The organism is Mycolicibacterium agri (assembly GCF_002553505.1).
Classification (GTDB): domain Bacteria; phylum Actinomycetota; class Actinomycetes; order Mycobacteriales; family Mycobacteriaceae; genus Mycobacterium; species Mycobacterium agri.
Map to the genome: position 1 here is coordinate 1 of NZ_PDCP01000120.1, position 13,421 is coordinate 13,421.

Annotated in this window: 13 protein-coding genes; 8 read left to right on the forward strand and 5 right to left on the reverse strand. The window is 64.0% G+C overall.

From position 1 onward, the window contains the following. Nucleotides 1-145: 145 nt before the first annotated feature. Nucleotides 146-586, reverse strand: coding sequence for a hypothetical protein (locus CQY20_RS34645; protein WP_133119180.1), 441 nt, complete (start codon nucleotides 584-586; stop codon nucleotides 146-148). Between CQY20_RS34645 and CQY20_RS31235 the strand changes: the two genes are divergently transcribed. Together CQY20_RS31235 and CQY20_RS31240 are read left to right on the forward strand one after the other, a co-directional pair. Then, entirely contained in the window at nucleotides 576-1,310 is a 735-nt protein-coding gene (locus CQY20_RS31235; protein WP_133119181.1) for a hypothetical protein, read from the forward strand. The two genes, CQY20_RS34645 and CQY20_RS31235, sit on opposite strands and share 11 nt — an antisense overlap. 164 nt (nucleotides 1,311-1,474) lie before the next feature. Then, a complete protein-coding gene (locus CQY20_RS31240) occupies nucleotides 1,475-2,350 on the forward strand; it encodes a hypothetical protein (RefSeq protein WP_097944827.1) in 876 nt (291 codons plus the stop codon). A gap of 78 nt (nucleotides 2,351-2,428) precedes the next feature. Here CQY20_RS31240 and CQY20_RS31245 read toward each other — a convergent pair whose 3' ends face one another. Further along, the gene (locus CQY20_RS31245; protein WP_097944829.1) at nucleotides 2,429-3,433 is read right to left on the reverse strand and encodes an alcohol dehydrogenase; all 1,005 of its coding nucleotides are present in this window, start codon (nucleotides 3,431-3,433) and stop codon (nucleotides 2,429-2,431) included. 235 nt (nucleotides 3,434-3,668) lie between these two features. On the opposite strand from CQY20_RS31245, the gene CQY20_RS31250 reads away from it, so the two are divergent. The 6 genes from CQY20_RS31250 (at nucleotide 3,669) to CQY20_RS31275 (ending at nucleotide 10,741) form a co-directional block, all read left to right on the forward strand. Further along, nucleotides 3,669-4,508, forward strand: a complete 840-nt coding sequence (locus CQY20_RS31250; RefSeq protein WP_097944831.1) for a cutinase family protein — start codon at nucleotides 3,669-3,671, stop codon at nucleotides 4,506-4,508. Between the two features lie 96 nt (nucleotides 4,509-4,604). Next, complete coding sequence (locus CQY20_RS31255) at nucleotides 4,605-5,471, forward strand: SHOCT domain-containing protein (protein WP_097944833.1); 867 nt, start codon at nucleotides 4,605-4,607, stop codon at nucleotides 5,469-5,471. 115 nt (nucleotides 5,472-5,586) lie between these two features. After that, entirely contained in the window at nucleotides 5,587-7,077 is a 1,491-nt protein-coding gene (gene nhaC, locus CQY20_RS31260) for a Na+/H+ antiporter NhaC (protein ID WP_097944835.1), read from the forward strand. Continuing rightward, entirely contained in the window at nucleotides 7,074-8,513 is a 1,440-nt protein-coding gene (locus CQY20_RS31265) for a basic amino acid/polyamine antiporter (protein ID WP_097944837.1), read from the forward strand. The genes nhaC and CQY20_RS31265 overlap by 4 nt, the downstream gene beginning before the upstream one ends. 28 nt (nucleotides 8,514-8,541) lie before the next feature. Next, a complete protein-coding gene (gene arcA, locus CQY20_RS31270; RefSeq protein WP_097944839.1) occupies nucleotides 8,542-9,786 on the forward strand; it encodes an arginine deiminase in 1,245 nt (414 codons plus the stop codon). Between the two features lie 100 nt (nucleotides 9,787-9,886). After that, nucleotides 9,887-10,741, forward strand: coding sequence for a mycofactocin-coupled SDR family oxidoreductase (locus tag CQY20_RS31275; protein WP_174814680.1), 855 nt, complete (start codon nucleotides 9,887-9,889; stop codon nucleotides 10,739-10,741). 2 nt (nucleotides 10,742-10,743) lie between these two features. On the opposite strand, the gene CQY20_RS31280 is transcribed toward CQY20_RS31275, so the two are convergent. The 3 genes from CQY20_RS31280 to CQY20_RS31290 form a co-directional block, all read right to left on the reverse strand. After that, nucleotides 10,744-11,625, reverse strand: coding sequence for a universal stress protein (locus CQY20_RS31280; RefSeq protein ID WP_097944841.1), 882 nt, complete (start codon nucleotides 11,623-11,625; stop codon nucleotides 10,744-10,746). After that, nucleotides 11,622-13,124 carry an amino acid permease gene (locus CQY20_RS31285; RefSeq protein WP_097944843.1) on the reverse strand — a complete coding sequence of 501 codons (1,503 nt, stop codon included), beginning with the start codon at nucleotides 13,122-13,124 and terminating at the stop codon, nucleotides 11,622-11,624. Before CQY20_RS31285 ends, CQY20_RS31280 begins: the two co-directional genes overlap by 4 nt. A gap of 42 nt (nucleotides 13,125-13,166) precedes the next feature. Then, a partial coding sequence (locus CQY20_RS31290) for an IS30 family transposase (protein ID WP_109789712.1) occupies nucleotides 13,167-13,421 on the reverse strand: 255 nt, incomplete at its 5' end.

Consider the following 13,421-nt stretch of genomic DNA (forward strand, 5'->3'; position numbering starts at 1 on the left):
GAGCGGGGCCGTTCTCATCATCAGATCGTCGTCCACCCCATTGACGCCATCATCGTCATCCTGAGCGACGCGCAACAGGCGGCGACGGGTCGAACATCAGCGACAACAAAACGCTGTCGAACTACCTCCTCGGTCTGGGAGGTCATCAAACGACGCAATCCACCAAGTCCCGGTTGTTCGGACCGATAGTGCTGGGCGGCGCCACGGGAACCGGCAACATCACGCAGATCAACATCGCCTCGTAGAACATCTTCAACCCCCAGATCAGCGCCAGAGGCGGAAACACCAGCAGCAACACCACCATCAGCAATGTCGCGATCGGCAACGGCAACGGCAAGGACACCACCGCTACCGGCAGCGGCGAGGGCATGGCCCTCATCGGCGGTGCCGCGGGCAATGGCAATTCGACCCAGCTCTCGCTCTTCTCGAGCAACATCTTCAACCCGCAGATCAGCTTGTTCGGTGACAACTGGAGCAACAACACCGCGATCACCAACGTCGCGGGGCTCAATGGGAACGGCAGCAGTACCTCAGCGACGTCGAAGGGTCTGTTCGGGACCAGCCTGTTCGGCGGCGTGCTCGGCAACGGCAACACGAATCAGGTCGCCGCGGGCTCCGCCAACATCTTCAACCCGCAGTTCGCCCTTCTCGGCCGAAACACAAGTCACAACAAGGCGGCTACCAATCTCTCCTTCCTGAACGGCAACTTCAGCCAGACGTCGACGACCTCGGGCGGGCTCCTCGGAACGGGCCTGTTCGGCGGCACGACGGGTAACGGCAACACCAATCAGCTCGCCGCCTTCGTCTCCAATCTCGTCAATCCGCAGTGGAGTATCTCGGGGTCCAACCTCAGCAATAACCGCGCCGACACCAACGATGCCGACACCAACGGCAATTACAGCACCAACGAGGTGTCCTCCGATGGCGGAAACAACACCGTTGTCGGGACGAACGGTAACGGCAACACCAACCAAACCGGTTACGGCACAGGCAACATCATCAACGACCAACTGCGTGTTCTGCCCAGTCCGGATCTGTCGGATCTGACCAATGCCCAGGTGACGTCGGGCACGGAAGAGACCGCCACCACCGGGGAAGAGGTGCTGACGACGGGCAGCCAGCTGCCCGGGCAGCAGGCGAAATCCGGTGTCGGAACTCGAACACCGAAACCCGGACGGCTCGGGTCGCGCATCGCCGGCGCGATCGACAGAACGTCGGATGCCGTCAAGAAGGCATTAGGCCTCAACCGGAAGAATCCGAGCGCCAACGCGACCCAAGGTGGCGATCAGAACCATGACTCCACGGAGTAGCCGGATGCACACGGGCCGTGGGAGGTGCGGATGAGGTGACTGTGAGCAGCGGTGCCGCCTGACACCGCAAGCAGGTCATAGCTTTACGCCACACGTAACTGAATAACACAGGGGTAAGAGCGAAGGAGCTCAACGAGATGGGTACACACCGCAGGTCACGCGAGATGACTTTGAAGAAGACTGTCGCGGCCGGTGCGGCCGCAGGAGCCGCCATCGGTTTCGGCGCAATCGCCTGGGCCCCCGCGGCATTCGCGGATAACAACGGCAATCTGGGTTGGTGGTTCGGCAGCGGCAACCTCAACGACAACAACAATGTCATCGGAAACAACGGCAACGGGGTTGTCAATCAGTTCGGCAACGCCAACGGCAATATCATGAACAACCAGCTGAATGCCCTCAGCCCGGTGATCGGCGGCACGGCGGTACAGGCCAATACGCCCATCAACGTGAACACCCCGGTGACGGCCAACACTCCGGTCGCCATCGGCAACGGCGCTGCACTCGGCACGACGCTCGGCGTCAATCCGGCGACGGCGCTGCCCGTCGGCCTCGGTGCGGGTCTTGGCGGTTCGAATGTCACTGGTGCGAACGCCGGTGCGGCCGTTCCGGTGAATGCCGGGGCCGCCATCCCGGTGCAGATCCCGGTGCAGGTGCCCGTCCTCGGCACCAACGAAGGCGCGAACAACAACGCAGGTGTTGGTGCGACGCAGACCGGTCCGACGACCGGCACTATCGAGGACAACGATGACGCCGGCGATGCGATCGGCAACCTACAGGTGGCCGGCGCGGCGTCTGGGGACGTGCGGGGCGGAGCCACTCGAGGCGGCAACACCAACATCGGTGGTAGCGCTACCGGTGGCGCCATCACGAACAACAACAACGCCACCAACACGGCCACCGCGGGCGGCAACGTCGCCAACAACTCCTCGAACAACAACACTGCGAACAACAACGGCAATGGCAGCAGCAACAGCGTCGGTAACAGCCACAACGGTCCGACCGGCAACGGAAACAACGACGGGAGCGGAAACGACGACTGAACCGCGATAGCCACGCTAGGCCGAGCGGCGCTCACTCCCCACCGGGTGAGCGCCGCTTCTTTTCGCCTAGATGGGCGCTTAGTCCATCGTCAAGACCATGCGGAACCGCGCATCCCCGCGGATCATCTTGTCGTAGGCCGCTTGAACCTCCGACAGCGGCACCGTTTCGATCATCGGCCGAACCCCCGTCAGCATCGAAAACCGAAGGGTGTCTTCGGAATCCTGGGATGTTCCCGACGCGTGCCCCTGCACCGACGTCGAATTGGGGATGATGGCCGCCGGCGGTACTTGGATCGGGTCGGTTGACACACCGACGACCACAAGTTGCCCCCTGGCCTTGAGCCCCGCGAGGGCAGGCGTCATCGCCTCGGGCGCGGTGACCGTGGCGAGTACGACCTTGGCACCGCCAAGGGCTTTCAGCGCGGCGGCGACATCGGAGGCGGTGGAGTCGATGTAATGGTGCGCGCCAAGCTTTTTCGCCAACGGCTCTTTGTCCTTGCCGCGCGCGATGGCGACGACCTCGAAGCCCATCTTGGCTGCGTACTGAATGCCGAGGTGGCCGAGTCCGCCCACGCCGAGGATGGCGACCCGATCACCCGGTCGCGCAACGGATTCACGAAGCGCATTGAATGTCGTGATGCCGGCGCACAGCAGCGGTGCGGCGTCGACGTAGGAGAGCTCATCGGGAATTCGGGCCACCGCCTCTGCGGGCGCCACCATGTACTCGGCGTAACCGCCGTCGTACGCGATGCCGGGCACCAGGCCGTTCTCACATGAGATGAAGTCGCCGCGACGACAAGGCTCGCAGGTGAAATCGCAGCCCCCGAACCAGCCGACCCCCACGCGGTCTCCCACGCTCCATGTGGTGACGCCGTCCCCGACGGCATCCACTTCACCCGCCACTTCGTGGCCGGGAGCGCGCGGGAACGAGTTACCGAATGCGCCGGCCACCGTCAACGAGTCGGAGTGGCACACCCCGCAGGCATGAACCTTGACGCGGACCTGGCCGCGGCCCGGTTCGGGTATCTCCACCTCCGCCAACTCGAATTGTGCGTTCGCTTCGGGTACACGGGCGATCTTCATCGTTGCCACGGCCGGGACAATACCCCGCAAACGCCGCCGACGCCGCTCGTCCCAGGATGACCGGCCGACACCGAAACCTCGAGGTCGACGGGGGCCCGACAGTCAGGTGAACCGGAGTCTGCAACACAGTTACGACCGCTTGATAACGATTTCCTGTGACATGTGTAACGCGTGGGACCTATGAGACGATATTCCTCGCGTACAACGTGTTTCTGCAGGTCGGGTTGGGGGTCAGATGTTTGGTCGGGCGAGTATGGCGGCCTGCGCCGTCGCGGTGGCAGGCAGCGCTTTCGTCGGATTCAGTGGCGGCGTCGCAAACGCCGCTCCGGGGTGCCCGGACGTCCATTGGATGGGTGCCGCGGGGTCGGGTGAGCGCACCCCGGCCGAGGTCGCCGCGTATGAGGGCATGGGCCGGGTGATCTATCAGTCCTATCAGGAGCTTGCCGCGCAACTCGAAGAAGAGGGCCGCACCATCACCGCCGAGGCGGTCAACTATCCCGCCAAGGATGTGCCCATCGACGCCGGTGTGCTCGATTGGGCCGACTACATGGGCAGCGTCGACACCGGAACGGCCGCACTCGGCGGCCAGTATGCGGCCTTCACTGCGCAGTGCCCGGAAACCAAGGTGGTGCTGGCGGGTTACTCCCAGGGCGCGATGGTCGTGCACCGCAACCTGCACGCGATCGGGGCCCATCCGAATCTGGCTGCGGCACTGCTGATCGCCGACGGCGACCGGATTCCCGACGACACCACGGTCAACATCGGTTCGGCGTCGACGGATCCGGAGAAGACGGGCGGCGCAGCGCAGGACTGGCCCATTCTGGCGCACGCACCCGCGAAGCTGCCCGCCAACATCGGCGTGCGGACCATCAGCGTGTGCGACGCCGGTGACGCCGTCTGCGACTACGACCCGGACGTCGACGAGGTCTCGCCTGCGGCCGTCGCGATCCACACCAGTTACACCACGGCCGACAGCGACGGGCAGATGTGGACCTGGATGGTGCGTCAGCTTCTCGGTCCCCCCACCGCGGAGCAGACGCCCCAGCAGCCTGAGGTTCCGACGACCCGCGCGTAACAACTGCAGCCGATGCAACCTGAGTTTCGGCGCCTAAAACGCCTGACGGCGATACTCTGACACGCGAAGCGCCCGCCGAAGCGAGGAGCGTGGCAGATGTTGTGGCGTTACGTCAAGGCTCAGCTGATGGTCCTGCTGTGCGGCGGCCTCGTCGGTCCGATCTTTCTTATCGTCTACTTCGCCGCCGGCCAGAGCGACTTGCTCAAGTGGATGTTCTACGCGGGGTTGGCCATCACCGCGGTTGACATTCTTGTCGCCCTGGCGCTCGCCAACTACGGCGCGAAATCGGCGGCCAAGACCGCAGCGCTCGAGCAGAGTGGTGTGCTGGCGCTCGCCCACATCATCGGCATGGGTGAAACAGGAACCCGCATCAACGAGCAACCGGTGGTCAAACTGCAACTCCGCATCGAGGGTCCCGGCATCGCTTCGTACGAAGCGCAGGACCGTGTGATCGCCAGCGTGACACGGCTCGGAAATCTCACCAACCGCAAGCTGGTGGTGCTTGTCGATCCGGCCACGCAGCAGTATCAAATCGATTGGGAACGCAGCGCATTGATCAACGGGCTGGTGCCCGCGACGTTCACCATCGCCGAAGAGAACCGCACCTACGACCTCAGCGGTCAGACCGGCCCGTTGATGGAGATCCTGCAGGTTCTCAAGAACCACGGTATCGGCATGAACAACATGATCGACTTGCGGTCCAATCCTGCTGCGCGGCAACAGGTCCAGGCGATCGTTCGGCGGGCGGCACCGACTCAGGCGACCACGCAGCAACCTACCGCCGCCGCTGCTGCGGCGTCTCCCATGCCTGGCGCTGCCGGTGCGCCTTCATCGCAGTACGCGGCGTCACCGGAACCGTCTGTCTCACAACGGCTTCAGGAGTTAGAGACGCTGCGCGCGAGCGGAGTCATCTCCGACGAAGAGTACTCCACCAAGCGAGCGCAGATTCTTGCGGATCTGTGAATTGATTTTCGATGCGTACGCCCGAACCGGGGATTGACGAGAAACTCAGTCATGTGTCCGTGCACGCCGTGAAATCCTTAATTGTTTCCCTAAGGGGTCGATTCGACCGGTAGGGATGGTCAGGACAGTGACGCAGGAGCACACGGTTCGGCAACCGTCACTGTCAGACGCGTTGATTCCCCTATGTGCGTTGGCGTTGTTGATCGCCGCATCACTGGGACTGTTCGGGCTCGACGCGCTAGACGGGCCGGTTCAGGTTGCGCTGATTCTCTGTTGTGCGGTCGCCGCGCTGATCGGAATGAAGAACGGTCACGATTGGGCGGCGGTACAGGAGGCCGGGCAATCCGCACTCGCATCGATCACCAGTGCGCTGTTCATCCTGCTGGCGGTCGGCGCCCTGATCGGCACGTGGAATCTGTCCGGCACTATCCCGACGTTGGTCTACTACGGGATTCAGATCCTCTCGCCTGGCTTCTTCTATGTGGCGACTGCGGTGATCTGCGGAGTGGTGGCCCTGTCAATCGGCAGTTCCTGGACAACGAGTGCGACGATCGGGGTAGGCCTGGTGGGCATTGCAGGCGTGCTGGGTGTGTCGACGGCGATCACTGCGGGCGCAGTCATCTCCGGAGCGTATCTGGGAGACAAGCTTTCCCCACTGTCGGAAACGACGATCCTGACCGCTCAAATGGTCAGGGTCGACCTCTACACCCATATCCGCAGTCAGGCGTGGACCTCGGTGCCCGCGTTCATCCTCGCCTGCATCGTGTTCACCGTCTTGGGTATCGCCGGACCGCCCGTCCACGATCTCGTCAGCGAGGACATCGAACTGGCGAAGCTGTCCGAGATTTTCTGGATCAACCCGGTGAACCTAATCCCCTTGGCGTTGCTGGCATTTCTGTCGATCCGTAAGGTGCCCGCTTCGCTGGCATTGACCGCCGCGGCGCTGTTCGCTGGTGCACAGGCCACCGTGACCCAGCGCGGCGTTGTCACGCAGTTCGCTCGCGAAATCGACGGCAGCTCAAACGTTGTCGTCGGTTCCATTCAGGCGGTCTGGAAGACGATGGCGAACGGGTTCACAATGAACTCCGGGATCGCCGAAATAGACAGGCTGCTCTCCCGCGGCGGCATGGACAGCATGCTGCTGACTATCTGGCTGATCATCGGAGCGGTTACCTTTGGTGCGTTGCTCGAACAACTGGGTCTTCTAGACCGAGTGATCACCCCGCTGATTGAGAGGGCGAAGTCCCAAGGCCGGCTGTATCTAACGGTGTTCGGCTGCGGGTTCGGCCTCAATGTCGTCGCTGGCGACCAGTACATCGCACTCGTGCTGCCGAGCAAGATGTTCCGCGCCGAGTTCGAGAGGAGGGGACTGGTTCCGCAGAATCTCTCTCGGCTCGCCGCCGACAGCGCTACCGTGACATCACCGCTGGTCCCGTGGAATTCGTGCGGAGCCTTCATGGGAGCGGTGCTCGGGGTCTCGACGCTGGCGTACATGCCGTTCGCATTGTTCAACATCGCCAGCCCCGCCCTGAGTGTGCTGTACGGCTTTACCGGCTTCAAAGTTGTGCGCGCCGAAACCGTCACAGAACCGGAGGAAACGGCATGACCACCACCGAGACATCGGCGAAGGATCAGAAGGTCAGTCTCCCGACACTGACCGCTATGGTGGTGGGCTCGATGATCGGCTCGGGCGTGTTTCTGCTGCCCCGCAGATTCGGCACAGAGACCGGTGTGCTCGGCGCGATCATCGCCTGGACCATCGCCGGTACCGGGATGTTGATGCTGGCCTTCGTCTTCCAACGCCTGGCCATGCGCAAGCCCGATCTCGATGCAGGCATCTTCGCCTACGCCAAGGCGGGTTTCGGGGACTACGTCGGCTTCAACTCCGCGATCGGGTACTGGGCGTCGGCCTGCGCGGGCAACACCTCCTACTGGGTCCTCATCACCGCCACGATAAGTGCGGTAGTGCCCGCGTTCGGGGCCGGCGACACAGTGCTGGCGGTGGTGGTGTCGCTGATCGGTGTGTGGCTGTTCGTCTATCTGGTGATGCGTGGCGTCAAGGACGCCGCCGTCATCAACTACATCGTCACGATCGCCAAGGTCGTGCCGATACTCATGTTCATCGTCATCGTCGCGATCGCGTTCGAGGCCGATGTCTTCGCCGACAACTTCTGGGGCGCGGAGAGCTATTCGTTTGCGTCGCTCTGGGATCAGGCCACCGGCACGATGCTGATCACGGTCTTCGTCTTCCTTGGCATTGAAGGCGCAAGCGTCTACTCGCGGATGGCGCGTAAACGCGAAGACGTGGGTCGCGCGACCGTCGTCGGTTTCCTCAGTGTGCTCTGCGTTTTCGCACTCGTGACGCTCGTGTCCTACGGCGTGATGCCGCAGGATGAGTTGGCCGGTGTTGATCAGCCGTCCATGGCGTCGGTGTTGGAGGCGGTCGTCGGCCCGTGGGGATCGGTCCTCATCCGCGTCGGCGTCATCGTCTCGGTGCTCGGCGCGTACCTGGCGTGGACGCTGATGGCCGCCGAGGTGCTGTTCATACCCGCGAAATCCAAGGACATGCCGAAGTTCCTGGCCCGCACCAACCGGCATGACGCGCCGGTGCCCGCCTTGGTGATGGCGGCCGGGCTGGTGTCGCTGTTGCTCGTCGCGCTGCTGTTCGCCGCCGACGCGCTCGATTTCATGCTCGACTTGACCGCCGCCTTGTCCCTGATCCCGTACCTGCTGGCGGCCGCCTACGCGTTGAAGTTGACCGCCACCCGCGAGACGTACGGCGACGGCAAGTCGCTCGTCGGCGACATGGTGATCGCGGCGGTCGCAACCGTGTACACGCTGTTTCTGATCTACGCCGCCGGCATGGACAAGCTGCTGCTGTCCTGCATCTTGTACGCGCCTGCGGCGGCGCTGTACTTCAAGGCGCGCCGCGAACGCGACCTGCGCGTGTTCACCAAGGCCGAAGCGGTGCTATTTGGCGTGATCGTCCTCGGCGCCGTGGTGGGTGTGGTGTCCTTGGCGACAGGGGCGATCGAGATTTAAAGGGGAGCACAGTTAGAGAGGGGCAGAGGTGACGAATCCAGCCGCCGACTACGGCGTTCACTCCGAGGTTGGCAAGCTGCGCAAGGTGCTGGTGTGCTCGCCGGGGTTGGCGCACGAGCGGCTCACTCCGACGAACTGCGACGACCTGCTGTTCGACGATGTGCTGTGGGTGCAGAACGCCCGCCGCGACCACTTCGACTTCATCGACAAGATGAGAGACCGGGACGTGGAAGTCGTTGAACTGCACAATATTCTGGCCGAAACGATGGCGATCGACGAGGCCAAGGCGTGGCTGCTGGACCGCAAGATCACCGCCAACGAGGTCGGCCTCGGATTGGTCGACGACACCCGCGCCTATCTGGACTCGCTGCAGCCGCGGCGGCTCGCCGAGTTATTGATCGGCGGGATGTCGACACGCGATCTGCCATCTGAGATCCAATCCGGTTACCGGGCGCTGGCCCGCGAAGCGGCCGGGGTCACCGAATATCTGATGCCGCCACTGCCCAACACCCTCTACACCCGCGACACCACCTGCTGGATTTATGGCGGCGTCACGCTCAACCCGCTGTTCTGGCCCGCGCGGCACGACGAGACGCTGCTGATGAAGGCGATCTATGAATTCCACCCCGATTTCGTCGGGTCCAAGGTCTGGTGGGGCGACCCCGAGCAGAGCTGGGGGATGGCGACGCTCGAGGGCGGTGATGTGCTCATCCCGGGCAACGGCACCGTGCTCATCGGGATGAGTGAGAGGACGTCGCGCCAGGCCATCACCCAGGTGGCGGCCAAACTGTTCGAAGACGGGGCAGCGCGTCAGGTCATCGTCGCGGGCATGCCGAAGCTGCGCTCGGCCATGCATCTGGACACCGTGTTCACCTTCGCCGACCGCGACGTGGTCACGATCTATCCCGACATCGTCGACTCGCTGCAGACGTTCGTGCTGCATCCCAGCGACGCCGATCCCGGCGTGGAGGTGGAAGAGGCCACCAAACCGTTCGTGGAAGTCGTCGCGGCGGCCCTGGACTTGGACAAGCTGCGCGTCGTGGAAACCGGTGGGACGAAATACGATTCAGAACGCCAGCAGTGGGACAGCGGCAACAATCTGGTCGCCGTCGAACCCGGCGTCGTCGTCGCTTACGACCGCAACACCCATACCAACTCCTTGCTGCGCAAGGCCGGTATCGAGGTCATCACCATCGTCGGCGCGGAGCTGGGCCGCGGCCGCGGCGGCGGCCACTGCATGACCTGCCCACTGACCCGCGACCCGCTGGACTGACCGAGCAAATCCGAACACACCCTGGCTGCCCACGCCTGGGCTCTAGAACACGTTCCAGTTCGGCTGTTAGCCTGGTCGGCAGCGCACGAAAGGAGCAGTGGTGACGGCGTCTGGCGGTCCTCTGGAAGGGCGAGTGGCATTCATCACCGGGGCCGCGCGCGGCCAGGGCCGGGCCCATGCGGTCCGGCTGGCCAGGGACGGCGCAGACATCATCGCGATCGATGTCTGCCGACCCATCTCCGACACCATCACCTACCCGCTGGGCACGCCCGAAGAGCTGGCGGAGACGGTGCAGGCCGTCGAGGCGACCGGCCGCAAGGTGCTCGCCCGCGAGGTCGACATCCGCGATCTGCCTGCGTTGCAGAAGGTGGTGGCCGACGGTGTCGAGCAGTTCGGCAGGCTCGACATCGTGGTGGCCAACGCCGGCGTGCTGAGTTGGGGCCGGATGCACGAGATGTCGGAAGAGCAGTGGGACACCGTCATCGACGTCAATCTCAACGGCACATGGCGCACGATCCGGGCGGCTGTGCCCGCGATGATCGAGGCGGGCAACGGCGGGTCGATCATCATCGTCAGCTCCTCGGCCGGGTTGAAGGCCACGCCCGGCAACGGTCACTACTCGGCGTCCAAACACGGCCTCGTGGCGATCACCAACTCGCTGGCACTCGAGGTGGGGGAGTACGGGATTCGGGTCAACTCCATCCACCCGTATTCGATCGAGACGCCGATGGTGGAGAAAGAGGCGATGATGGACCTCTTCGCCAAGTACCCCAGCTTCATCCACGGCTTCTCACCTATGCCGGTCAAACCGGTCAACCATGAAAGCAAGAAGGGTCTGCAGGAATTCATGGCGCCGGAGGAGGTCGCCGATGTCGTCGCCTGGTTGGCCGGCGACGGGTCCGCCACCATCTCGGGCAGCCAGATCGCCGTCGACCGCGGCGCGATGAAGTACTGAAATCAGCTGGGCAACACCAACACCGGCACGGGGCTGTACCGGATGATCTTCGCGCCGTGTGAACCTAGAAAAACGCCCTTGATCGTGCGCCGCGACGATGTGCCCAGCGCCAGCAATTCGCCGTCCTCCCAGTCGGTATCGTCGAGCGCCTCGTCCCAGCCGTTGCCGGTGACCACTTCCAACTCGACATCGTCGCCGACGACACCGTCGGCCTTCAGCTTGGCCAGCATTTCGCGCAGCTGCTTAGCCCATTCGGCCAGCAGCGAATCCTCCGCGTGCAGGCCCACCTCCGGCGGGAACATCGTGCGGCCCCGGATGGCGTAGGACACCACCCGCATCTTGACGTCCAACCGCTCGGTCAGCGCCCGCACGCGTTCGACGACGCGCACCGATTCCGGTGTGCCCGAGCAGGCGCACGTGACGCGGACGAGCTTGCCCGCCTTCGATCCTCGGTATCCGCGCGGGCTGATCGCGATGGGTATCGGCGAGGAGTGCAGGAGCCAGTCGGTCGTGGAGCCGAGCACCACCTGCCCCAATGAGCCGTCGGAGGACGAACCGGTCACCAGCACATCGGCGGACAGTTCCTCGGCCGCTTGGAGAAGGCCCTCGCCCGGAGTTCGGCTGGCGACCTTGTGAAAGCTGACATCCAGCCCTTCGGCGATCTGACGCAGGCTGGCCTGCGCTTCACGATGCGAGTCCGCCGCCAACTGGTCCGCCCATGCGGCGTATTCGGCGTCGATGCGTGCGGGCGACGGCGTGGTCCAAGGCCTGGGCACCACGGTGACCACGGCCAGCGACGTCTTCAACGTGTTTGCGGCCTCGGCGCCGAGGTACAGGGCGGACCGGCCCGCCTTTCCGGCGAGGTAACCGACGGCGACGGTCATGGCGCGTCCTTCGGCGGGGCGGTGAGCACGTCGTCTTCGCCGGCCACAGCGGTCGGAATGTAGCCGTCGCCACCGTCATTGAGCGCGCTGTGACGTCGACCCCAGAACAGGTAGAACACCAGCGCCGCGGCGACCCACACGCCGAACCACGCCCAGGTGTACCAGTGCAGTCCGCGCAGAACCCACATGCAGGCCAGTATCGACAGAATCGGCGTGATCGGATACAGCGGCACTTTGAAGCCGCGCGGAAGATCGGGTTCGCGCACGCGTAGGGCGATGACGCCGACCGAGACCGTGATGAAGGCGACCAGCGTGCCGATCGACACCATATCGAGCAGGTAGTCCAGCGGCACGACGCCGGCCAGGATCGCCACGACCACGGCCACGATCACGGTGTTGTTGACCGGGGTCATGGTCCGCGGGTTGACCCTCGCGAACATCGACGGCAGCAGGCCGTCGCGGCCCATCGCGAACAGGATGCGTGTCTGTCCGTACATCACGACCAGCGCCACCGAGAAGATCGAGATCACCGCGCCTGCTGCGAGAACCGTACTGGCCCAAGTGCTTCCGGTTAGGTTCTCCAAGATGACGGACAAGCCGGCGTTGGCCTGCTCTTCGGAAGCGAACTCGTCGGTGGGCTGTGCGCCCAGCGCCGAGATGGTCACCAACAGGTAGACCGACGTGACGACGAGCAGCGCGCCGATGATCGCGCGCGGCATGGTCTTCTGCGGATTCTTGACTTCGTCGCCTGCGGTGGACACCGCGTCGAGGCCGATATAGGAGAAGAAGATCGTGCTCGCCGCGGCGTTGATGCCGGCCCACCCGGAGTCCATGAAGCCTTGGAAGTGATCGGTGTTGAACGCGGTGAACGCGATGACGCAGAACAGAAACAACACGCCCAGCTTGATGATCACCATGATGGTGTTCACCAGGGCCGACTCGCTGGCGCCGCGGATCAGCAGCAGCGCGCACATGACGATCAGAATGACGGCGGGCAGGTTGATCAGGCCGGGCGTGGTATCCCATGGCGCGGCCGACAAAGCCTGCGGGATCTGTACGCCGAACAGGTTGTCCAGCAACTTGTTCAGGTAGCCGCTCCAACCGACCGCGACCGCCGAGATCGAGACCCCGTATTCCAGCAGCAGGCAGGCGGCGATGCCCATCGCGACGAATTCGCCCAGCGTCGTGTACGCGTAGGAGTACGTGGACCCCGACACCGGCACCGTCGAGGCCATCTCCGCATAGCAGATCGCCGAAAGCCCAGCGGCGATGCCCGCGATGATGAACGAGATGACGGTGGCCGGACCGGCTTCCGGCACCGCCGACGACAGCACGAAGAAGATGCCGGTGCCGACGGTGGCGCCGACGCCGAACATCGTCAGCTGGAAGGTCCCGATACTTCGTTCCAGGTGGTCGGAGGCGCCATGGGCGATGGGCGCGCCGATCACGGGGCGGCGCCGCATCATCTGCTGGGTGAGGCTTGTCGACGGGGCGGTCATGGGGCCTCCTTGCCTCCAGCCCTCTATATACGGGCGGCGATTTCAGGCAGTGGATGCAACAGCGGGTGGTTTTGGCGGGTTTGAGAGTAGCTCGTCGAGGACTTCAGCGGGTTTCTTCCAGCCGAGGGTTTTGCGGGGTCGGGTGTTGAGTTGGGCGGCAACGTAGTCGAGGTAGTCGGCCGGGAACACTGATAGGTCGGTGCCTTTAGCAAAGTATTGGCGCAGCAGCCCGTTGGTGTTCTCGTTACTGCCGCGTTGCCATGGCGAGTGCGGATCGCAGAAGTAGATATCGAGCTC